The 22,534-nt window shown below is 64.7% G+C and carries 20 protein-coding genes; 12 read left to right on the top strand and 8 right to left on the bottom strand.

The features are described from left to right. Nucleotides 1-13: 13 nt before the first annotated feature. Genes GRB80_RS01485 through GRB80_RS01475 form a run of 3 tightly spaced genes read left to right on the top strand, consistent with a single transcriptional unit; the run spans nt 14 to nt 3,244 of the window. Nucleotides 14-892, top strand: a complete 879-nt coding sequence (locus GRB80_RS01485; protein ID WP_161422298.1) for a hypothetical protein — start codon at nt 14-16, stop codon at nt 890-892. Next, a complete protein-coding gene (locus tag GRB80_RS01480; protein WP_161422297.1) occupies nt 879-1,805 on the top strand; it encodes a diguanylate cyclase domain-containing protein in 927 nt (308 codons plus the stop codon). The genes GRB80_RS01485 and GRB80_RS01480 overlap by 14 nt, the downstream gene beginning before the upstream one ends. Before the next feature lie 35 nt (nt 1,806-1,840). Further along, nucleotides 1,841-3,244: a bifunctional DedA family/phosphatase PAP2 family protein gene (locus GRB80_RS01475; RefSeq protein ID WP_161422296.1), complete on the top strand. Its 1,404-nt coding sequence runs from the start codon at nt 1,841-1,843 to the stop codon at nt 3,242-3,244. A 94-nt stretch (nt 3,245-3,338) separates the two neighbouring features. Here the strand turns inward: GRB80_RS01475 and GRB80_RS01470 are convergent, their stop codons facing one another. The 3 genes from GRB80_RS01470 to mpl all read right to left on the bottom strand — a co-directional run bounded on the left by GRB80_RS01470 (nt 3,339) and on the right by mpl (nt 6,037). Next, nucleotides 3,339-3,962 (bottom strand): LysE family translocator, encoded by a 624-nt coding sequence (locus GRB80_RS01470; RefSeq protein ID WP_202597144.1) that lies wholly within the window; start codon nt 3,960-3,962, stop codon nt 3,339-3,341. A gap of 79 nt (nt 3,963-4,041) precedes the next feature. After that, a complete protein-coding gene (locus GRB80_RS01465) occupies nt 4,042-4,665 on the bottom strand; it encodes a flavin prenyltransferase UbiX (RefSeq protein WP_132041507.1) in 624 nt (207 codons plus the stop codon). Beyond that, nucleotides 4,658-6,037, bottom strand: coding sequence for a UDP-N-acetylmuramate:L-alanyl-gamma-D-glutamyl-meso-diaminopimelate ligase (gene mpl / locus GRB80_RS01460; RefSeq protein ID WP_161422295.1), 1,380 nt, complete (start codon nt 6,035-6,037; stop codon nt 4,658-4,660). Before mpl ends, GRB80_RS01465 begins: the two co-directional genes overlap by 8 nt. Before the next feature lie 184 nt (nt 6,038-6,221). On the opposite strand from mpl, the gene GRB80_RS01455 reads away from it, so the two are divergent. After that, a complete protein-coding gene (locus tag GRB80_RS01455) occupies nt 6,222-7,478 on the top strand; it encodes a 6-phosphofructokinase (protein ID WP_132041505.1) in 1,257 nt (418 codons plus the stop codon). A 57-nt stretch (nt 7,479-7,535) separates the two neighbouring features. Here the strand turns inward: GRB80_RS01455 and GRB80_RS01450 are convergent, their stop codons facing one another. Beyond that, nucleotides 7,536-9,269, bottom strand: coding sequence for a bifunctional protein-serine/threonine kinase/phosphatase (locus GRB80_RS01450; protein ID WP_132041504.1), 1,734 nt, complete (start codon nt 9,267-9,269; stop codon nt 7,536-7,538). A 231-nt stretch (nt 9,270-9,500) separates the two neighbouring features. Here GRB80_RS01450 and ppa point away from each other — a divergent pair, with 231 nt between their 5' ends. Beyond that, the gene (gene ppa / locus GRB80_RS01445; protein WP_132041503.1) at nt 9,501-10,031 is read left to right on the top strand and encodes an inorganic diphosphatase; all 531 of its coding nucleotides are present in this window, start codon (nt 9,501-9,503) and stop codon (nt 10,029-10,031) included. 131 nt (nt 10,032-10,162) lie between these two features. Here the strand turns inward: ppa and GRB80_RS01440 are convergent, their stop codons facing one another. After that, nucleotides 10,163-11,389: a DUF2333 family protein gene (locus tag GRB80_RS01440; RefSeq protein WP_161422294.1), complete on the bottom strand. Its 1,227-nt coding sequence runs from the start codon at nt 11,387-11,389 to the stop codon at nt 10,163-10,165. Between the two features lie 313 nt (nt 11,390-11,702). On the opposite strand from GRB80_RS01440, the gene dsbD reads away from it, so the two are divergent. From dsbD to purH, 7 genes are all read left to right on the top strand, one after another. Further along, complete coding sequence (gene dsbD, locus GRB80_RS01435; RefSeq protein WP_161422293.1) at nt 11,703-13,583, top strand: protein-disulfide reductase DsbD; 1,881 nt, start codon at nt 11,703-11,705, stop codon at nt 13,581-13,583. 228 nt (nt 13,584-13,811) lie between these two features. Continuing rightward, nucleotides 13,812-14,279, top strand: coding sequence for an acetyl-CoA carboxylase biotin carboxyl carrier protein (gene accB, locus GRB80_RS01430; protein WP_132041500.1), 468 nt, complete (start codon nt 13,812-13,814; stop codon nt 14,277-14,279). A gap of 60 nt (nt 14,280-14,339) precedes the next feature. After that, entirely contained in the window at nt 14,340-15,683 is a 1,344-nt protein-coding gene (gene accC / locus GRB80_RS01425; protein WP_161422292.1) for an acetyl-CoA carboxylase biotin carboxylase subunit, read from the top strand. A 74-nt stretch (nt 15,684-15,757) separates the two neighbouring features. Continuing rightward, entirely contained in the window at nt 15,758-16,672 is a 915-nt protein-coding gene (gene prmA, locus GRB80_RS01420; RefSeq protein WP_132041498.1) for a 50S ribosomal protein L11 methyltransferase, read from the top strand. 48 nt (nt 16,673-16,720) lie between these two features. Further along, complete coding sequence (gene dusB, locus GRB80_RS01415; RefSeq protein WP_374708607.1) at nt 16,721-17,812, top strand: tRNA dihydrouridine synthase DusB; 1,092 nt, start codon at nt 16,721-16,723, stop codon at nt 17,810-17,812. Continuing rightward, nucleotides 17,809-18,129, top strand: coding sequence for a DNA-binding transcriptional regulator Fis (gene fis / locus GRB80_RS01410; protein WP_132041496.1), 321 nt, complete (start codon nt 17,809-17,811; stop codon nt 18,127-18,129). The genes dusB and fis overlap by 4 nt, the downstream gene beginning before the upstream one ends. A 97-nt stretch (nt 18,130-18,226) precedes the next feature. Further along, complete coding sequence (gene purH, locus GRB80_RS01405; RefSeq protein WP_161422291.1) at nt 18,227-19,807, top strand: bifunctional phosphoribosylaminoimidazolecarboxamide formyltransferase/IMP cyclohydrolase; 1,581 nt, start codon at nt 18,227-18,229, stop codon at nt 19,805-19,807. A gap of 69 nt (nt 19,808-19,876) precedes the next feature. On the opposite strand, the gene GRB80_RS01400 is transcribed toward purH, so the two are convergent. From GRB80_RS01400 to folE, 3 genes are all read right to left on the bottom strand, one after another. After that, entirely contained in the window at nt 19,877-21,334 is a 1,458-nt protein-coding gene (locus GRB80_RS01400; protein ID WP_161422290.1) for an NAD-dependent succinate-semialdehyde dehydrogenase, read from the bottom strand. A gap of 103 nt (nt 21,335-21,437) precedes the next feature. After that, on the bottom strand, nt 21,438-21,839 hold the full coding sequence (folX, locus tag GRB80_RS01395; protein WP_132041493.1) for a dihydroneopterin triphosphate 2'-epimerase: 402 nt from the start codon (nt 21,837-21,839) through the stop codon (nt 21,438-21,440). Between the two features lie 61 nt (nt 21,840-21,900). Further along, on the bottom strand, nt 21,901-22,458 hold the full coding sequence (gene folE, locus GRB80_RS01390) for a GTP cyclohydrolase I FolE (protein WP_132041492.1): 558 nt from the start codon (nt 22,456-22,458) through the stop codon (nt 21,901-21,903). Nucleotides 22,459-22,534 lie beyond the last annotated feature (76 nt).

Below are 22,534 nucleotides of genomic sequence, written 5' to 3'. Positions count from 1 at the left end.
ATAGTAAGCCACCATGCATAACAAGTACAAAGTCAGCCTGCTACGCCTCAATCTGCTATTGGCGGCGCTGCTTCCGGCGCTGTTGGTGCCCTATGCCCGCGACCACTCGGAGGCCATGCTGCTTGGCCTGGCCGCCGCCTGGCTCGCCATCAGCGCGACCCTGGTGGAGTTCAGCCATCGCCGCCCACCACTGATTCCCTGGCAGCTTCTGCCCAGCCTGCTGCTCGGCGCCCTGCTCTGGTCTTCGGCCGACCGCTACCCCTTCCTGCTCTGGGCCTGGGCCGCCTTGATCATTCTGCCTCAGCCGGCCTGGATGGCGGCGATCAACGTCCTGCTGGCATCACTATCCCTGGCCTGGGTGGCGCGGCAGCTTCCCATCGAGCAGGCCATGACCGCCGGTCTGGTGCTCGCCCCGATGCTGCTGCTCGGCCTGATCCGCACACGACGGCTGACCCCGCTGTTCGCCCAGGCCAAGGGGCGGGTCAGCCTGGTGCCGGGAGAGCGACTCTGGCCCCGCGCCCGACTGGCCGGTGACCTGGCCCGGGAGCAGGGCCGCGCCCAGCGCGATGGTACCCATGCCGAACTCGTGCTGCTGCGAACACGACGCCGCCACCTGTGGAGCGTGGCGCGTCAGCTGTGTGAGATGACTCGGGGCTTCGAGCACTGCTATCGACTCGATAAGCGCACCCTGGGGGCACTACTGATCAGCCGCGACGCCGCCCTGGCGACGCCCCGTCGCCAGCAGCTGCTGGAGCGCCTGAGTGAGGTGGAGCGAGCGCGGGTGGTCGCTCTGCCGCATGCTCGCTCGCTTGCCGAGGAGCTGCGCGCCCTGGAGCGTCAGAAGCTGCCCATCACCTTGACACCTGGGACTCTGATCCATGCTGACGCCTGATACGCCGCGCCTGCTGGCGTGCCTGTTTGCGCTGGGTGCCGTGCTGCTCTTTGGCCAGGCGCTCTGGCACTACCTGATCGGTGACTACACGCGAATTCTTCTGCCCGCCCTGTTCGCCCCGCTGATGCTGACCGCTGCCCTGATGCGCCTGGGGGAGCAGGAGACGGCGCGCCTGTCGGCTTACCTGGTACTGGCCTGCAGCTACCTGCTGGTCGCCACCCATCTGCCGAAAGAGTCCACCCCGGGGCTGCTGTGGCTAGGGCTGCCCCCGGTACTGACCCTGCTGCTGTTGCCGCTTGGCCAGGCGACCCTGTTGAACCTGGTGTTGGCACCGATCTGGCTGCTGCTGGCCAACCTCGCACTACCCTCTCCAGAATCGCTGGCCTACCTGACACTGGTGGTCGCCACGGGGCTCGCCCCCTGGGGAATACGCCATCAGCATGCGCTTTGGCTCGTCACCGACCCCCGTGATCAGGAGTGTTCCGCCCTGAAGGCGGCACCACTGCTCGAACGACTGAAGAGCGAGGTGGAACGTGCCGATCTTCTCGATCAACGACTCGCCGTGGCGGTGCTGCATCTGCCACAGCTGGAGATGGCGGGAGAACAGTTCGGCGGGCTTGCCCGGCAGGCTCTGCTCAATACCTTCTGCGCTACCGTATCAGAGCATAGTCGCGACCATGATATGCTGGGACGCATCGGCGATGCCGACTTCTGGCTGGTTATGCCCGGCACCAGCGAGAGCGGGGCTCTGCTGGTACGCCAGCGTATCGAGGAGGCCGCGGCGATCGCCACCCTCCACGACACCGGCGGGGTGGAGGTACGCGGTGCCATCTGCCCCCTCTCTCCCAAGCAACCCTTCATGGAACTCAAGCGCCGGCTGGATGCCACCACGCGACGACTCGCCGACGGCTGAACCCTGACGGCTTCGATACGGGAAGACCTCTTGTCATGGACCTTGCTTCGTTGCTGGGCCAGCTCACGCCCTCGCCCGGCATGTTGCTGCTGATCATCGCCATTATCGCCATGCTGGAGTCACTGGCCGTGGTGGGCGTTCTGGTACCCGGCGTGCTACTGATCACCGCCGCGGCCTCCATGGCCGGCCACCAGGAGCTGGCGCTACCGGCCCCTCTGCTTGCCGCCTTTCTCGGTGCGGTTGCCGGCGATAGCGCCAGCTTCGTGCTGGGCTATACCCAGCGTGAGCGCGTGACCCGGTGTTGGCCGTTCTCACGCCATCCCGAGTTTCTTGCCCGGGGAGCGCGCTTCTTTCAGCGCCAGGGAGTACCGTCGGTATTTCTGGGGCGTTTCGTGGGCCCCGTTCGACCTATCGTGCCGCTGATCGCCGGCATGCTGCACATGCCCCCGCGCACCTTCCTGTGGGCCAACCTGGCCTCCGCCGCCCTGTGGGCACCCGCCTTTGTGCTGCCTGGCTATCTTCTGGGACGGACGTGGGACCAGCTGATCGAGGTGCCTCCAGCCTTTCACCAACCGCTGGCGCTGCTGGCCGTGATACTGCTCGTGCTGGTGGTAACGTTCTCCTGGCTGCGCCACCACGCGAGCCGAAATGGGCGCGCCTATCGGCTGTGTGCCGGGCTGGTACGGCGCCAGCCGTTACTGCGTGGTCTGTGGCTGCGCCAGAGTAGCGACGGCGAGGTTCCTCTGGGCAGCCTGCTGCTACTGATTCTGGCGCTGGGCGGGGTATCGGGCTGGACGTTGCATGTCATGCAGCATGGCCTGCAGGGCCCGCTGCCCATCGACCGTCAGGTCCAGATGCTGTTCGAGGCGATCGCCACCCCGGCCCTGACCCTCGCCGGCCAGGGGCTGGCGCGAGCCGGCGATCTGCTCGGCGTGGTGGCACTCGCCCTGCCCTGGGCCGCATGGCTGCTGTGGCGACGACGTCTGGATGCCCTCTGGCATATCATCACGGGACTGCTGGGCATCTCAATGCTCAATGTCCTGGGCAAGGCGCTATTCGCACGCCCGCGACCCGATACGCCGGCCCATCTGGCCGACTCCTTCTCCTATCCCAGCGCTCACACCTCCAGCGCCGTGGTGCTGTTCGGCCTGGCGGCAGCCTTCGTCGCCCGGGAACTCACCCCTGCATGGCGCCACTGGATCTACTGGGCGGCGACGCTCGCCGTGACACTGATGGCGTTTTCACGGCTGATGATCGGGGTACACTGGTTCAGCGATCTGGTCGGCGGTGCCCTGCTGGGGCTGGTCGTCTGCGCCCTGGTGCAGCTCTCCTGGCAGGCCCGATCACGCCCCGTGCTGGCCCCCTGCCCCTGGCCCTGGCTTAGCGTCGCTTCTCTCGGCCTGGCGGCGGCACGAATCGCCTGGCTGCCGCCGATTTAAGGTGCAAGGTGCGAGGTGCGAGGTGCGAGGTGCGAGGCGGTGTCAAATTCATGGGGTTAGGGGACAGTCCCCATGCAGCCCCCATTCAGCCGAGTCAGCCCAGCGCCAACCATATCCCTACCCCGACCATCAGGGTGCCGGCGATACGGTTGAGCAGTCGCACGCTGCCACCGCGCGCCAGCAGACGACGCAGTCTGCTGCCACCGGTGGCGTAGAGCAGCAGGCAGATAAACTCGATGACCAGTATCAGCGCCACCAGCACGACGAGCTGGCCGGCCAGCGGTCGTCCGGCGTCGAGAAAGGGGGGCAGCAGCGCCACGAAGAAGGCCCATCCCTTGGAATTGGCCACGGCGGTCACGAACCCCTGCATGGCCAGCTGACCGCGCCCCGCGGGCGCTACCTCCAGCCCCTCCTCGGGGATCGCCATGCGTCCACGGGAGCGCCACATCATGATGCCCAGGTAGGCCAGATAGGCACCACCGAGCCACTTGAACAGCGCAAAGAGCTCCGGCTGACGAAGCATCAAGGCCGCCACGCCGACGCCGGCCGCAGCGGCCACCACCCCCACCCCGGCCAGCTCTCCGGCCATCATCCACAGGCTGCGGCGAACGCCCTGGGTCATGCCCAGCACCATGGCCAGGGTCATGCACATTCCCGGCGTCAGGGAGACCAGAAAGAAGGTCGGCAGGAATACCGACAGCAAACCCGGATTGATCATGTTCGAGACCTCCCTGTCACACTGTTTTATGCGGTGAAGCGCCGAGCGGCCAAGCGCTGAGCGGCCAAGCGCCAAACAGCTAGTGGCCCGACTCTCCCCAGCGCGGCATCAAGCGGTGTTCTATCCCTAGCTGATTGAGGATGCGCGCCACGATAAAGTCGATGAGATCATCCACCGTCTCGGGACGATGATAGAACCCCGGCGCGGCCGGCAACAGCACCGCGCCCAGACGGGTCAGATCGAGCATGTGCTGAAGATGGATCGCCGAGAGCGGCGTCTCGCGCGGCACCAGCACCAGGGTGCGCCTCTCCTTGAGGGCCACGTCGGCGGCCCGCTCGATCAGGTTGTTGCTGGCCCCCGTGGCCACCGCCGAGAGGGTCCCGGTCGAGCAGGGACAGATCACCATGGCCGAAGGGGCGCCGGAGCCGGAGGCCACCGGGGCCATCCAGTCCTCGCGACCGAAGCAGCGAATCTGACCCGGCCGTGCCCCGCTACGTGCCACAAGGGTCTCGGCCAGCCGTTCGGGGCGGGCAGGCAGTTCAACATCGGTCTCGGTGGCAATCACCAGATGGGCCGCCTTGGAGATCATCACCCACACTTCATGATTCGCCGCCACCAGGGCGTCGATCAAGCGCAGACCGTATTGCGCGCCGGAGGCGCCGGTCAGCGCCACCGTGACCGGCGCAGCAAACTCTTCAGCCATGGGCCGCCTCCAGTGCTGTCAGCAGTTTCTCATGAATACCGCCGAAACCGCCGTTGGACATCACCACGATGCGGTCATAGGGCCTCGCCTCGGCGACGAGTGCCGACACCAGGGTCGCCAGATCCTGTTCGAGTCGCGCCGGTATCGGGCTCTCGGCGATGATGGGCTCCAGGGGCCAGTCCAGTCCCTCCGGTCGATACCAGAAGACGATATCGGCGGCGGACACGCTGGAAGCCAGACGATCTCGCAGAGTGCCCAGGCGCATGGTATTGGAGCGAGGCTCGATCACCGCCAGCAGCCGCCCCCGCACGGTGGCGGCGCGCAGCCCCTGCAGCGTCCCGGCGATCGCCGTGGGGTGATGAGCGAAGTCATCGATCACCTGGATATTGGCGACCTCCCCGCGCACCTCCTGGCGTCGCCGCGGGGACTCGAAGCGCGCCAGGGCGGCGGCCGCCCGATCCAGGCTTACCCCACAGGCATGGGCAGCAGCCAGCGCCGCCAGGGCGTTACGAGCGTTGTAGAGACCGGTCAGGGACCAGTCGACCACCGCATCCTCATTGGCATCGGCATCCTGGTGAATGACCCGAAAGCGGGAGGCGTCGTCGCGTTCGAGCTCGAGCCGCCAGGCGCTGGTGGGAGCCTCGCCAATACGCACGACCGGGCTCCAGACTCCCATGGCCAGCACGCGCTCCAGGGCCGGTTCGCCGTCGCCCACCAGCAACATGCCATTGCCCGGCACCGTGCGCACTAGATGATGAAACTGGCGCTCGATCGCGGCGATATCATCGAAGATATCCGCATGATCAAACTCCAGATTGCCCAGTACGGCGATATTGGGTCGGTAATGAACAAATTTGGAGCGCTTGTCGAAGAAGGCGGTATCGTACTCATCGGCCTCCACCACGAAGGGCGCGTCTGCCGCACCGAGGCGAGCCGAGACACCGAAGTTGCGCGGCACACCGCCGATCAGAAACCCCGGCGCAAGCCCCGCCGACTCCAGCAGCCAGGCGACAAGGCTCGCTGTGGTGGTCTTGCCATGGGTGCCGGCCACGGCGATCACCCGCCGGCCGGGCAACACATGCTCGGCCAGCCACTGGGGGCCCGAGACATAGGGAAGGTCGGCATCGAGCACCGCCTCCACCTCGGGATTGCCTCGCGACAGCGCATTGCCAATCACCACCAGGTCGGGACGTGGCTCAAGATTGGCGGGCGAGTACCCTTCGCACAGCGCGATACCGGCCTCCTCCAGCTGGGTGCTCATGGGGGGATAGGCCCCCGCATCCGAGCCGCTGACCGTGTGGCCCAGCTCGCGCGCCAACAGCGCCAGGCTGCCCATGAAGGTGCCACAGATACCGAGGATATGAAGGTGCATGGGACTCGCTCCAGCATGGGTGGTGACCGCGCCCGCAAGGCGCGAGGAGAGGCGAGACTAGCACGCCCCCACGGAGCCCCTCCAGCTCCCCCGGGTGCAGGGCGCGGGGGTTTCGGCTAGAATCCCCTCCACCTTCAACCCCTTCCATCCCAACAGTAGCGACGACCAGGAGCAGAACAGCCCCATGGCCCATAACGCCTTCTACGCCCAGTCCGGCGGCGTCACCGCCGTGATCAACGCCAGCGCCTGTGGCGTGATCGAGGCCTGCCGCCGCCATCCCGACCAGATCGGCAAGGTCTATGCCGGCCACAACGGCATCATCGGCGCCCTCACCGAGGAGCTGATCGACGTCAGTCGAGAGTCAGACGAGGCGGTCGCCGCGCTGCGCCACACCCCGGGCGGCGCGTTCGGCTCCTGCCGCTACAAGCTCAAGGACATCGAGACCCACCGCGCCCAGTACGAGCGGCTGATCGAGGTGTTCCGCGCCCACGATATCCGCTATTTCTTCTACAACGGTGGCGGCGACAGCGCCGACACCTGCCTCAAGGTCTCGCAGCTCTCCGAGAAACTCGGCTACCCGCTCACCGCCATCCACGTGCCCAAGACCGTGGACAACGACCTGCCGATCACCGACAACTCGCCAGGCTTCGGCAGCGTGGCCAAGTATATTGCCACCTCGACCCTCGAAGCCTCCCTGGACATCGCCTCCATGTGCGCGACCTCCACCAAGGTCTTCGTGCTCGAGGTGATGGGACGCCATGCAGGATGGATCGCCGCCGCCGGCGCCCTGGCCGGCCAGGGCGAGGGCGAGCCGCCCCACCTGGTGATCTTCCCCGAGATCGCCTTCGACCGCGAAGCGGTGATGGCCCGCGTCGATTATGCGGTCAAGACCTACGGCTACTGCGTGATCGTGGTCTCCGAGGGGGCGCGCTACGAGGATGGCACCTTCCTCGCCGATGCCGGCAACACCGACGCCTTCGGCCATCGTCAGCTGGGCGGCGTGGCGCCGACCCTGGCCGGCATGGTCAAGCAGGACCTGGGGTACAAGTACCACTGGGCGGTGGCCGATTATCTGCAGCGCGCCGCCCGCCACCTGGCCTCCGCAACTGACGTGGAGCAGGCCTACGCCGTCGGCGAAGCGGCGGTGGAGCTGGCCATCGAGGGCAAGAATGCGATGATGCCGGCCATCAAGCGGGCGGCGGGTACACCCTATCAGTGGCATATCGAGCCGGCCCCACTGGCCGAGATCGCCAACCGCGAGAAGTTCATGCCCCGCGACTACATCAGCGAGGATGGCCTAGGCATCACCCAAGCCTGCCGTGACTACCTGCTGCCCTTGATTCAGGGCGAGGACTTCCCCCCGTTCGATAACGGCCTGCCCCGGGTGGCCAAGCTTGCCAAGCACCGCGTCGAGCGCAAGCTGCCCGACTTCGAGCTTTAGGTCACGAGGGGCAACTCCTTGCCCCTCGTTCCTAGTTCCTTGAGCCTGGCCGCAGGCCTATCGCAGCAACCAGGAAAGCACCAGCAACAACAGCAGTATCGCGGCGACCCCCTGCCAGAACTGGCCGGCATCCCGGACTCTCCTCGAGGTGCCACGCGCCGTGGGCTCACGCTGCAGAGTGGCGAGAGGCTGGCGCAGCTCACGCAGAAACTCCGACATGCGTCGATAGCGGAGCGCGCGCTGGGGATCCAGTGCCCGACGCAATGCCTCGTCGAGCGGCTTGGGCACCTCGGGGTTACGCTGCCGTGCGCTGCGATAGGCCAGCTGTTCAAGATCGGTATGCCGCAGCAGACGATTGGGCGATACCGCGTAGGGCAACTCCCCGGTCAGCAGCCAGTAGACCGTCGAGGCATAGGAGTACTGGTCACTACGCCGGCCGATCCCGTCCCCTAGCGCATACTCGGGAGCACTGTGTTCGGTCAGTCCCACCTGACGAAGTAGTTCGTGGGCATCCTTGAGCCCCGATCCGTCACGCGCCCGACAGGCGCTGAAGTCGGTCAGCACCACCTTGCCATGCGCATCGATCAGCACATTGCCGGGATGGATCAGCTGGTGCAGCAGTTCCCGGTGATGCAGGGCCTGCACCGCCTTGCCCAGTTGATTGGCGATATCCAGCCGCTGGGCGAGGCTCGCCTGGGGGTGGCGTCGCGCCCAGTCGGCCAGCGTCTCGCCCTCGACATAAGCCATCAGATAGTAGAGATAGCGCCGCGGCCGCGACGGCTCCATGATGTGCGCCACGAAGGGGGACTTGACGCGCTCCACCACCCACTGCTGCAGCAGGAAATGCTCCAGATAGATATTACGAAGGGAGAGCTCGGGACTCGGCGCCTTCATCACCATCTCACGCCCGCTCTGGAGGTCACGCACTCGATAGACGCGTGACTGCGCTGTACGCGACAGCACGGCCTGCACCTCCAGGCCCTCGAGACGGTCACCGGGCGAGAGCTCCGGCGGGATCGGTAGCTCGCCATACACCTTGGCCGGGTTATCCGACTGCTCCTCGGGCAACTCATCGATGCGTAGCAATTGAAAACAGAACTGATCGGCACCGTAACCGCGGGACTGTGCTCGCTGCACTGCCGCTTCGGCCAGACGGTCGCAGGCGGCATGCAGATCACTGGCGTCCTGCCGGATCAACTGCACATAGTCGGATGGCATCAAGGTGCCCAGCACCGCCTGGGTGGTAAACAGAAAGATATCTCCCTGCTTGACCGGAAAGCGCGCATAGTCGATGTCGATGCTGTTATCCATGCCCAGCGCACGCGAAGGGTAGCGATACCCCCCCAGATCGGTGACATGATCTCGCGTCAGCTGCTCGAACTCTGCCCCGCGCAGCCGAAACACCACGGTGTCACCCATATGGAAGAGATGGCCCTCGGTGCCGCGCAACACGAGGGCCGACAGAGAAGTGACGTAACTGCCGTCCGCTACCTGGCGACTCTGGCTATAGGTCCAGGCATTGAGCGCACGCAGCACACGGGTCGCCGATGTCTTGATGTCCCAGTGATCGGGGGTGGAGTAGTAGTCGCTCAGGAAGCTACGTACACTGAGATCTCCGGCCTGCTTGGCCATGCGATTGCGCTGGGTCGCATCGCTGATCAGCGCACAGGCGCCCTTGGCGTTGAGCAGAGGTGGCTCGGGTAGGCTTACCGACATGGAGCTGCGGTGTCGCCGGCGATCCGGCGCCACGAAGGCCTGACCAAAACTCAATGACAGCTGTGCGGGTGACACTCGCCTCTCCTTACCCGATGAATCATGCGCGGCCATCATACACGCCGCAGACCTGCACGGGTGCAACAGCATGACCATAGTGGCATCTTGCCAGCACCGAAAATCGCGCCGGCACCTATGTCGAATTGGTATTCAGTCAGGCTGGCCCGTATAATTTCGCGGATTTTTCTTCCAGACGACGCGCCAGGACCTTCTGCCACCCCCTTCTTCTACCTACCCAAGGAAGCGACGATGAACTTCGATAATATCCCCGCCGGCAAGGAACTCCCGAACGACATTTATGTAGCGATCGAGATTCCGGCCAACCACTCGCCGGTCAAGTATGAGATCGACAAGGACATGGGTGCCCTGCTGGTAGACCGCTTCATGGCCACGCCGATGTTCTACCCGGCCAACTACGGCTTCATCCCGCACACCCTGGCCGACGACGGTGACGCCCTGGACGCCCTGGTGGTTACCCCCTGCCCGGTACAGCCCGGCAGCATCATCCGCGCCCGCCCGGTGGGCATCCTCAACATGACCGATGAAGCGGGCGAAGATGCCAAGCTGGTATGCGTGCCCCATCAAAAGCTGTCCAGCCTCTATGACGACGTTCAGGAAGTGACCGACCTGCCTGAACTCCTGCGCCAGCAGATCGCCCACTTCTTCGAGAACTACAAGGATCTCGAGAAGGGCAAGTGGGTCAAGGTGGAGTCCTGGGAAGGTGCCGAGGCGGCGCGCAAGGCCATCGAGAAGGCTTCCGACGCCTATCACAAGGCCTGATTGAGAAACCACTCAGGACACCGACACTCTGCGCTCCGGGTCGTGAGCGTCGAGCATAAACGCAGCGGGCCGCCCCTTGAGGCGGCCCGCTGTGGTTTATGGGCATTGAAAACCCAGCCAAGGAAGCCAGTTCACTGCTCGGCAGCTTGATCCTCTTGCGCTACCGGCTCCACCTGGTCATCCAGACTGGGCGCCTGATCCGACTCGGCCCCCTGCTCGGCCTTCTGCTCAGTCTCCTGCTCGACTTCCTGATGGTCGGTAGCTTCCTGATCAGGCTGGGCGTTGGGCGCCACATCGAGTACGTCAGGTTCGCTGGCGGGTGTTGGCTGGACTTCCTCTCCGACCACCACCTGCTCGGCACTCTCGGCAAGCCGAGTGATGATCGACTCGACCAGATCGCGGGCCCGGCTGATGTGATGTGCCATCACCAGCGTATGATTGGCGAAGGGACCAAAACCCCGGCCACTCATCACCACGGGGCTCCACAGGCGACGCTGGGTCATGGCGAGTTCCGCCCGCAGACGCTCCCACAGCTCGACCACCTCGGCCGCCTCCAGCACATCGGCCTGATCACGCTGCACCCCCTCCAGCATCTGCACCAGCGCCCAGCCGGCGCCGCGTGCCTCGAAGAAGACGTTGTCGACTCGATACCAGGGGGTGCCCTCGGGAAGCGCCTCGTTGTCGATGGCGAGCTCCTGCAGCAGCTCATGCCCCTCGGCACCCGAAGCCAGACGCAACGACAGGTCGTCGAGACTTACCCGAACATCGGCCAGCCAGCGACGTAGCCCCGCTCCGGGCACGAAGCCTTCGGCCTCCATGCCGCTCAACGCCATCAGCTGGCTGTCCAGGGCGGTCACCGCCGACATCAGGCGGTCCTCGGTGGCGGGCCGATACCAGTCGAGACCGTCACCGGCCAGGCCACGAACCGCCTCCTCCAGCAACTCGACCTCGGTTGGGTCCATCGAGGGCAGCGCCCGCGCCAGATCCTTCGACTGCTGCAATACGCCCTGCTCCCAGCTCGGCATGTTGTCCAGCCACAGACCGGGCGGCAGTCGGTCGTTACGCAAGTAGCCGCCAGGCTTGGCATAAAGCGTCTCGACGATGGAAGCCAGGGTAGCCACCGTCACCGCTCCTCTGGCGGCGGGCTCGCTGCCGGCATCGCCACGACGCTCCATGGGCACCCGCTCGACGCTATGGGGGGCCGGCGTGCGACTCCACCAGACCCCGAGCACCAGCGTCACCACCAGATAGAGCACCAGCAGTGCCAGCAGCGGCTTCCAGATCCAGCCGTAGTCGGGTCGCTCCAACGCTGCCATCTTCTTGCGACGCTTGGCGTCGCGGTTGCCCATCCAAGCCATGTGCAGGTTCCTTTCCTTTACGAAGCATAAGAGCATGCCTATACGAAATATAAGAGCATGCCCATACGAAACATCGGGATGTGCGACAACGTGGCACACCTCTCGCCACGCCTCTCACTGAAGACACCCCCTCCCCTTGGGTTATCCTAGCATCCGACCAGCACCCGCGGTCAGCTAACCCCTGTCTGCTCACCAGGTTCCTGATGCGAACGCGTCCTGATGGAGTTACCCCTGCCCCGGGGGTGCACCGGAACCCCGTGCGGCAGGTGAGGTCTGAACGCCAGCCACACTATCAACCAAGGACAGGACTTTCGTGATCCGCATTCAACGCCACGCCCTGAACGCCCTGCTACTGCTGTTGCTGCTACCGACCGTCGCTCAGGCACAGTGGTTCTCCAACGATGACTCGGAGTTTCTGCCGGTCCTGGAGGCCTTTCAACCCAGCGCCTGGCATGATGGCGAGACTCTCTATATCGGCATGGAAGCTGCTGAGGGTCACTATCTCTATCGCCATCAGTTCGCGGTAGAGAGCGATGCGGCAGCACTGGGTGATCCCGAGATCCCCGAAGGCACCTTCACCAGCGACGAGTTCCTCGGCGACGCCTATGTGTTCCGCGACACCCTGGTCTTCGAGGTTCCCTTCGAGGAAGAGGCCAGCGGCGTGATACCGGTCACGGTAACCTTCCAGGGCTGTGCCGATGCCGGACTCTGCTACCCCCCCGAGCATGTCGATCTGGATGCCGCCGAACAACAGGCACCGGCAATCTTTGCCGGCTGGCAGGCCACGAATGACAACACTTCTGTCATCAACACCAGCTTGGCCGATGACACCAGCTCGGCCAGCTCCACACTACCCGCTGCCCCGCAGAGCGAGGATGGCCGCTTTCAGGCGCTGATGAGTGAGGCCAGCCTGCCGCTGGCCCTGGCGCTGTTCTTCCTGGCCGGCCTGGGGCTCACCTTCACGCCCTGTGTACTGCCCATGGTGCCGATCCTCTCCTCCATCATCGTCGGCCAGAACCCGAGCCGGCCTCGCGCCTTCGCCCTGTCCGCCAGCTATGTGGCAGGCATGGCCTTCACCTACGCGCTGGTCGGGGTACTGATGGGACTGTTCGGCGCCGGACTCAATCTTCAGGCTCGGCTACAGTCGGCACCGGTGCTGATCACCTTTGCCATTCTCTTTATCCTCTTCGCCCTGGCCATGCTCGGCGCCTTCGACCTGCGTCTCTCGCCCAGACTGACCCAGCGTATCGATGGCTGGCAGGCCCGCGCCCAGCGGAGCGGCCCCGCCGGCCTGGCACTGGCCGGGGCGCTATCGGTGCTGGTGGTCTCCCCTTGTGTCTCGGCGCCGCTGGCAGGCGCGCTGGTCTTCATCTCCACCACCGGCGATGCGCTGTTGGGCGGAGCCGCCCTGCTCGCCCTGGGACTGGGCATGGGGGTCCCTCTGCTGCTGGTCGGCACCTTTGGCACCACCCTGCTGCCGCGCAGCGGGGCCTGGATGAATGGTGTGAAGATTGCCTTCGGTATTCTGCTGCTGGGCGTGGCAATCTGGCTGGTCGAACGCCTGCTGCCGGCGACACTGGTGCTACTGCTGTGGGCCGGCCTGGCGGTTGGCACCGCGGTGGCGCTGGGCGCTATTTCCACCAACCTCCCTCAGGGATGGGCACGCGCGCGTCAAGCGCTAGGGCTGCTGCTGCTCGCCTGGGCCATGGCGCTGGTTCTCGGTGCGGCCAGTGGCGCCAGCGATCCACTGCGCCCCCTGGCGCCACTGACTGGCGGAGCGAACTCGTCACCCCTCGCCGACACCTCCGCGCCACAAGAGATCATCACGGTGGACAGGCTCGATCAGCTGCACCAGGCGCTCGCCGCCGTGCCGAATGATCAGGCCGCCTTCGTCCACTTCACGGCCGACTGGTGCATCTCCTGCAAACAGCTCGAACGCCGGGTCTACCCGGACCCACGGGTCGCGGAGCCGCTCGCGGACTTCGCGCGCATCAACGTCGATGTCACCGACAGCGATGCCACCAGCCGCGAACTTCTTGAGCGATTCGAGCTCTTTGGCCCGCCGAGCCTGCTATTCTTCCGTGCAGGCGAGGAGATCCGCGAGGCACGCATACTAGGCGCTCCGAATGCCAGGGAGCTCGCCGGCCACCTGAATAGTGTGCGCGACTGGATCGATAAGGGTAGTGACGCCTAAGCCCGGACAATCCTGTCAGGAAGACGCCCTCAAACAGTTGTTCGAACAGCGTTTTCAGCGATGCTGGACATCGCACAGGTTTTTCGGCAAACTCCGCCGCTACCCCCTTTTCATGGTCCTTAGAGGCGGAAGAGTCGCCATCTTGCCGCGATCTAATGAAACTTGGCCCGGGTTGACAGCGCCGGGCCAACGACCATTCACCGCACCCAACCGATCGGGACGAACGTCATGGATATCCGCAAGGTCAAGAAGCTGATCGAGCTGCTGGAAGAGTCGAACATCAGCGAAATCGAGATCCAGGAGGGCGAGGAGTCGGTCCGCATCAGCCGTCACCCCAATGGCGTGAGCTGGCAGCCAAGCATGCCTGAGGCCTATGCCCCTGCGGCATACCCGGCTCCCGCCGCCGCACCGGCACCCATCGAGAGTGCCGAGCCTGCCGCCGCCGAGGGCCCCAGCTTCCAGGGCCAGGCCATCACCTCACCCATGGTAGGCACCTTCTACCGCTCACCGGCTCCGGGCGCCAAGGCGTTCGTTGAAGTGGGCTCCCAGGTCAAGAAGGGCGAGACGGTGTGCATCGTTGAGGCCATGAAGATGATGAACCAGATCGAGGCCGAGCGCGACGGCGTGGTCGAGGCCATTCTGGTCGAGGATGGCGAGCCGGTAGAATACGATCAGCCCCTGGTCGTGATCGCCTAAGCGTCGCCCTCTCTTCAATTATCCGATACTGGTCATTCACTCGATACTGGCGGACCCATCATGCTGGACAAGGTTCTTATAGCCAACCGCGGCGAGATTGCCCTGCGCATCCTGCGTGCCTGCAAGGAGCTGGGTATCAGAACGGTGGCGGTCCACTCCAAGGCCGACCGTGAGCTGATGCATGTGCGCCTCGCCGACGAGGTCGTGTGCATAGGGCCGGCCTCCTCGGCCCAGTCCTATCTCAACATTCCGGCACTGATCAGTGCCGCCGAGGTTACCGACAGCAGTGCCATCCATCCCGGTTACGGTTTTCTCGCCGAGAATGCCAACTTCGCCGAACAGGTGGAACGCTCCGGTTTTACCTTCATCGGGCCCAGGGCCGAGACCATTCGCCTGATGGGCGACAAGGTCAGTGCCATCGAATCGATGAAGAAGGCTGGCGTTCCTACCGTGCCCGGATCCGATGGCCCGCTGCCCGAGGATGACGAGGCCCAGATTCTGGCCACCGCACGCCGCATCGGCTACCCGGTGATCATCAAGGCCGCGGCCGGCGGCGGCGGTCGCGGCATGCGCGTGGTGCACACCGAGGCCCACCTGCTTTCGGCGGTCAACGTGACCCGCACCGAGGCGCATTCGGCCTTCGGTGACGGCACCGTCTATATGGAGAAGTTCCTGCAGAATCCACGTCACGTGGAGGTGCAGGTGCTGGCCGACGGTCAGGGCAACGCCATCCACCTCTATGACCGCGACTGCTCGCTGCAGCGTCGTCATCAGAAGGTGATCGAGGAGGCTCCCGCCCCCAAGCTCGACCCCAAGGCCCGCGCCGATGTACTCGAGGCGTGTCGCCAGGCATGCATCACCATCGGTTATCGCGGCGCCGGGACCTTCGAGTTTCTCTACGAAGATGGCCAGTTCTTCTTTATCGAGATGAATACCCGCGTGCAGGTGGAGCATCCGGTCACCGAGATGGTCACCGGTGTGGATATCATCCGGGAGCAGCTGCGCATCGCCTCCGGTCTGCCGCTCTCCATCCGGCAGGAGGATGTCACCCTCAACGGCCACGCCTTCGAGTGTCGCATCTGCGCCGAGGATCCGCGCACCTTCATCCCCTCCCCCGGCAAGGTGACGCTCTTTCACCCCCCGGGCGGCATCGGGGTGCGCATGGACTCCCATCTCTATACCGGCTACACGGTGCCGCCCCACTACGACTCCTTGATCGGCAAGCTGATCACCTGGGGCAGCGACCGTGAAACCGCACTGACCCGCATGCGAGTCGCCCTGGACGAGTTGCTGGTGGAAGGCATCAAGACCAACACCGACCTTCACAAGGATCTGGTGCGCGATGGCGACTTCCGACAGGGTGGCGTCAATATCCACTATCTGGAGAAGAAGCTGGGCCTCTAACCTTCCCGGCTTCGGTATTAGCGGGGCGGCCTCGGCCGCCCCGCTTGCGCTTCCCCCCGCTTATCGGAGATACCATGCCCTGGCTGCAACTCAAGGCCCATGTCGCCCCGGAACAGGCCGAGACCCTCGAGGAGCTGCTGCTCGCCGAGGGGGCTACTGCCATTACCCTGCAGGACGCCCACGACGATCCAGTCTTCGAGCCCGAGCGCGGCAGCACGCCGCTGTGGCACGAAACGGTGCTCACCGGACTGTACGACGACCTCGAAGGCGTTGACGCCATGCTCGAGCGGGTGCAACACGCCTGGGCCGTCGCCCAACCCGAAGAGCCCTGCCCCGAGATCGAGGTGGAGCTGGTCGCCGACCGGGACTGGGAGCGCGAATGGATGGAGGACTTCGTGCCGCTGCAGATGGGTGAACGCCTTTGGATCGTACCCAGCTGGCACACGCCACCCGAACCCGGCGCGGTCAACCTGCATCTCGATCCGGGCCTCGCCTTTGGTACCGGCACACATCCCACTACCGCCCTCTGCCTGGCCTGGTTCGACGCTCTCGCCATCTGCGAGGCCCTCGAGGGCCAGACGGTACTCGATATCGGCACCGGTTCGGGTATCCTGGCCATCGCCGCCCTCAAGCTGGGCGCCAGGCAGGCGGTGGCGACCGACATCGATCCCCAGGCGTTGACGGCGAGTCGCGACAATGCCGAGCGTAACGGGGTACAGGAACAGGCCCTGCGGCTCTGCTACCCCGAGCAGCTCGACGGCGCGGAGACATTCCCCGTGGTGGTGGCCAATATCCTCGCCGGGCCACTGGTCGAGATGGCGCCTATGATCGCCAGCCATGTTGCTCCCGGGGGGCGCCTGGCGCTCTCCGGCATCCTCGAGGGCCAGGCCGAACAGGTGCTTCAGGCCTATCGCGAGCAGGGGCTGCGGATGGATGAGCCGGTCACTCGCGAAGGGTGGGTTCGTCTCACCGGGCGTCGACCGAGCTAGCCTGGCCCGACAACACCACTTCACCCTACTCGACGCGGGGCGTATGATATGCCCCCCTTGCCGCCATCGTTCCGAGCCATGTTCGACGCTAGCCAGTCACTGCCCCGCATCGCCCACCATACGCTGCCGAACCGGACCATCCTGGCACCGATGGCCGGCGTCACCGATCGCCCGTTCCGACAGCTGTGTCGGCAGCTGGGCGCCGGCATGGTGGTGGGCGAGATGGTGACCTCCGACCCGAGCCTGTGGCACACCCGCAAATCAAGGCTACGCATGGACCATCGGGGCGAGCCGGGCCCACGCAGCGTGCAGATCGCCGGCGGCGATGCCGCCATGCTGGCCGAGGCGGCTCGCTTCAATGCTGACCAGGGCGCCGAGATCATCGATATCAACATGGGGTGCCCGGCCAAGAAGGTCTGCAACAAGGCCGCCGGCTCTGCCCTGCTCCGCGACGAGGCGCTGGTGGCCGAGATCCTGACGGCGGTGGTAGCAGCGGTGGATATACCGGTCACGCTGAAGATCCGTACCGGCTGGTGCGCCGAAAGCAATAATGGCCTACGGATAGCGCGTCTGGCCGAAGAGACCGGCATCCAGGCACTGGCGGTGCACGGCCGCCATCGTCAGCAGCGCTACGCTGGTTATGCCGAGTATGACACCATTGCCGCCATCAAGGCGGAGGTGAAGATCCCGGTTTTCGCCAATGGCGATATCGACTCTCCCGAGAAGGCCGCCGCCGTCCTCGACTATACTGGCGCTGATGCGGTGATGATCGGCCGAGGCGCCCAGGGCAACCCTTGGATCTTCCGTGAAATCAACCACTACTTGCGTCACGGTGACTGCCTCCCTCCCCCCAGTGATGGCGAACGTGCGAGTGTGCTCCGCCACCATCTGGTCGCACTACATGACTTCTATGGTGACACCATGGGGGTGCGCATCGCGCGCAAGCACGTTGGCTGGTACCTGGCCGGCGATGCTCGACTCACCGAGGCGCAGCGGCGTGAGCTGAAGGGACACTTCAACCGTCTCGAAAGCCGTGCCGACCAGTATCGTTTTATCGACGACCTCTTTGGTCATGCCCCCTCGCCTGCCACTGCGCCGGACGAGCAGGGCGCGACCGCGAAAGGAATACGAGCCGCATGACCAGTCAAGCCCTTCCCTCCGACCCACAGATTGCAACAGGTCGCTCGCCGAATGATGCCAGCACCGAGCTGTCCGCGCCGACAGACGGGCAGCCACCGCTGCGTGAAGCGGTAGAGCTCTCCATGCGCCGCTATTTCGCTCATCTGGATGGCGGCGAGGTGACCGGGCTCCATGCCATGGTGATGGCCGAGGTCGAGGCTCCGCTGCTCGCCTCGGTGCTCGAACATACCCAAGGCAACCAGACCCGCGCCGCCGAAATGCTCGGCCTCAATCGCGGCACCCTCCGCAAGAAGCTGAAGCAGTATGATCTGATATAAAGCGGAGAGCCTCTGGCCCTCCTCGGCGCGTTTCACGCGCCGCCAGCATCCCATTCGCATCCCCATCCATCGCCCTAGACGTCAAGAGAGTGACCCCATGGCCCAAGCCTCCTCCCTCCCGGTACGCCGTGCCCTGATCAGCGTTTCCGACAAGACCGGCATCGTCGAGTTCGCTCGTGGACTCAGCGAGCACGGCGTTGAACTACTCTCCACCGGCGGTACCTTCCGCCTGCTCCAGGAGAACGGAGTCGCGGTCATTGAGGTGTCCGAGCACACCGGCTTCCCCGAGATCATGGATGGTCGCGTCAAGACCCTGCATCCGAAGATCCACGGCGGCATCCTCGGCCGTCGTGGTCAGGACGACGCGGTGATGGCCGAGCATGACATCACGCCGATCGATATGGTGGTGGTCAACCTCTACCCCTTTGCCCAGACCGTCGCCAAGCCCGACTGCACCCTCACGGACGCCATCGAGAACATCGATATCGGTGGCCCCACCATGGTGCGCGCCTGCGCCAAGAACCATGCCCACACCAGCATCGTGGTCGATGCCGCCGACTATGCCCGAGTGCTGGGCGAGATCGCTTCCCAGGATGGCAGGGTGTCGGAAGCCACTCGCTTCGACCTGGCCGTCAAGGCCTTCGAGCACACTGCGGGCTACGACGCTGCCATCGCCGACTACCTTGGTCAGCGGGTGCAGGGTGGTGAGGATGGCTTCCCGCGCACCTACAACCTGCAGTTCGAGAAAAAGCAGTCCATGCGCTACGGCGAGAACCCGCACCAGCAGGCGGCCTTCTACGTCGAGGCCGGTGCCAGTGAACCCAGCGTGGCTACCGCCGTGCAGCTCAACGGCAAGGCCCTCTCCTTCAACAACGTCGCCGATACCGATGCCGCCTTCGAGTGCGTCAAGGCCTTCACCGATACCGCCTGCGTCATCGTCAAGCATGCCAACCCCTGCGGCGTAGCAGTAGGCGCCAGCGCGCGGGAAGCCTATGACAAGGCCTTCGCCACCGACCCCACCAGCGCCTTCGGCGGCATCATTGCGTTCAACGTGCCACTGGACGCCGACACCGCTCGCGCCATCATCGACCGCCAGTTCGTCGAGGTGATCATCGCCCCCGGAGTCGATGACGAGGCCGCCAGGATCGTCGCCGAGAAACAGAACGTGCGCCTGCTCGACGTGGGTGCCAGCTGGCCTGGCGAGCGGGGCCATGCCCATGACTTCAAGCGTGTCACCGGTGGCCTGCTGGTGCAGGATCGTGACCTCGGCATGGTGGGACGCGATGAGCTCACCGTGGTCAGTGAGCGTGTGCCGACCGAGCAGGAGCTACGCGATCTGGCCTTCGCCTGGAAGGTGGCCAAGTACGTCAAGTCCAATGCTATCGTCTACGCCAAGGATGGGCAGACCATCGGCGTGGGTGCCGGCCAGATGAGCCGTGTCTACTCGGCCAAGATCGCCGGCATCAAGGCCGCCGATGAGGGCCTCTCGGTGCCCGGCTCGGTGATGGCCAGCGATGCCTTCTTCCCGTTCCGTGATGGCATCGATGCCGCCGCCGCCGCCGGCATCGCCGCGGTGATTCAGCCTGGCGGATCCATGCGTGACCAGGAGGTGATCGACGCCGCCAACGAGGCGGGCATCGCCATGGTGTTTACCGGCATGCGTCACTTCCGCCACTAACGCCTGAAGCGAGGGGCGAGGGGCGAGGGGCGAGATCTCTCGAACCTCGCCCTTCGAACCTCGTCCCTACTACCCCAGGTCGATGCAGAGGTACTTGGTCTCCAGGAACTCGTCCAGCCCCTGGTGGCCGCCCTCGCGACCGAGTCCAGACTCCTTGACACCACCGAAGGGCGCGGCGGCGTTGGAGATCAGCCCGGTATTGATCCCTACCATGCCGTACTCCAGGGCGTCGGCGACACGCCATACGCGGCCCAGATCGCGGGAGTAGAAGTAGGCGGCGAGGCCGTACTCGGTGTCATTGGCCATCTCCACGGCACTCTCCTCGTCATCGAAGGGGAATACCGCCGCCAGCGGACCAAAGGTCTCCTCACGGGCCACCTGCATCTGTTCGGTGGCGAAGCTGATCAGAGTTGGCGTGAAGAAGTTGCCTCCCAGCGGGTGTGGGTGCCCCCCCAGCAGCAGCTCTGCCCCCTTGTCCACGGCGTCCTGGACATGCTCGCTGACCTTCGCCACCGCCTTGTCGTCGATCAGCGGACCGATATTGACGTCCGGTTCGGTGCCATCACCAACCCTGAGCTCGCTGTTCATGGCCACGGCAAGCTTTTCGCAGAAGGCATTGACGACGCTGGACTGCACCAGGAATCGGTTGGTACAGACGCAGGTCTGGCCGGCATTGCGGAACTTGGCCGCCATGGCGCCTTCGACCGCGGCGTCCAGGTCGGCATCCTCGAAGACGATAAAGGGCGCATTGCCGCCCAGTTCCAGGGAAATCTTCTGGATATGCCGCGCGGCGCTGGCCATCAGCTCGCGCCCCACCTCGGTCGAACCGGTGAACGTAATCTTGCGCACCAACGGCGACTCGGTCATGGCCGCGGCAATTTCCGACGCCCGCCCCGGCACCACATTGAACACCCCCCGTGGCACGCCGGCGCGCTCGGCCAGCAGCGCCAGCGCGGTGGCCGAGAATGGGGTCTGGCTGGCGGGCTTGCAGACGATGGTGCAGCCCGCAGCCAACGCCGCGCCTGCCTTGCGGGTAATCATGGCCGCCGGGAAGTTCCAGGGGGTGATGGCGCCCACCACACCGACGGGTTGCTTGGTCACCACGATACGCTGATTGGCCTTGGCAGGCGGAATGGTCTCGCCGTAGATGCGCCGAGCCTCCTCGGCGAACCAGCGCAGGAAGCTGGCCGCATAGGCGATCTCCCCGGCGGCCTCCTTGAGTGGCTTGCCCTGCTCATGAGTCATGATCATTGCAAGATCATCCTGATGCTCGAGCATCAGGTCATGCCACTTCATCAGGATATCGGCGCGTTCCAGGGCACTCAGTGCCTTCCAGGCCGGCAGTGCAACGTTGGCGGCTTCGATGGCCCGCTCGGTCTCGGCACGCCCAAGGCGCGGGACATCGCCTACGGCCTCGCCGTTGGCCGGGTTGATCACCTGAATCTGCTCGCCGCTGTCGGCGGCCACCCAGCTGCCATCGATATAGGCGAAGGGGCAGTAGAGCTGCGTTTCCTTGAGGGCTTCCATGTCGTTCTCCCGCCGCATTGCGGCTTTGACCAGTTTGCCCTCATGCTAAGCGCAAAAGCCCCGACACTCCAAGTGACGGGGCCACCTTATTCCCACGGTAAGATCAACGCGGCTTGCGGCTCTCGGACAGGGTGATGGAAACCGAGTCGGCGAAACGCAGGGCATGGGGCTTGTCGATCTCGACCTGGGCCGTCAGCACCTGTTCGTGAGACATGATCAGGTCGAGTACCTCGCGGGTCATGCGCTCGAGCAGCAGGAAGCGGTTCTCCTCGACGTGGGCAATCACCTGCTTGGTGATGGTGCGGTAGTTCAACGCCTGCTCGATATGGTTGAACGCCACTGCCTTGTCGGCGCGATAGCGAATTACCGCATTGATCACCACATCCTGGCGGTTGGCAATCTCCTCCTCCTTGATGCCGATATGCGTGCGCAGGCGAAGGTTCTTGATGCGAATGGTCGCCAGACCGTGATCGAAGTGCTGGTCATCGATGGCGTGCAGCGGCATGGCCGACTCTCCTCAATAAGTGCACCTGTGAATTACGTCCGTGTCGTGCGCCTGGATCGATTCAGCGCCCGTTGATCAGGGTCAGAAACTCCTGGCGGGTCGCCTGATTCTCTCGAAAGCCACCGAGCATCACCGAAGAGGTCATGCTGGAGTTCTGCTTCTCGACGCCACGCATCATCATGCACAGGTGGCGGGCCTCGACTACCACCGCCACGCCCCGGGCGCCGGTTACTTCCTGCACGGCCTCGGCGATCTGCCGGGTGAGGCTCTCCTGGATCTGCATGCGCCTAGCAAACATGTCGACGATACGCGCAAACTTGGAGAGGCCCAGCACCTTGCCATTGGGCAGATAGGCGATATGGCACTTGCCGATAAAGGGCAGCAGGTGGTGCTCGCACATGGAGTAGAGCTCGATGTCCTTGACCAGCACCATCTCGTCGGTTTCCGACTCGAAGACCGCGCCATTGACGATCTCCTCCAGCGACTGGAGATAGCCGTGGTTGAGAAACTGCATGGCCTTGGCGGCCCGCTTTGGCGTATCACGCAGCCCTTCCCGTTCGGGGTCCTCGCCTAGCGCAAGGATAATCTGCCGATAGTGGTTGGCGAGCTCTTCTGTCATGGGGGGCTCCGTCAAGTCGTCGCTGGTTGCCGCAATTCATGTGCAGTATATATACAGAATCTTCAAAGTGTACAAG

Source organism: Halomonas icarae (genome assembly GCF_009901955.1).
In the GTDB taxonomy this organism is placed as follows: Bacteria; Pseudomonadota; Gammaproteobacteria; order Pseudomonadales; family Halomonadaceae; genus Halomonas; species Halomonas icarae.
Note: the sequence above shows the minus strand (reverse complement) of the source record. Positions and strands in the feature narration are given on the sequence as shown.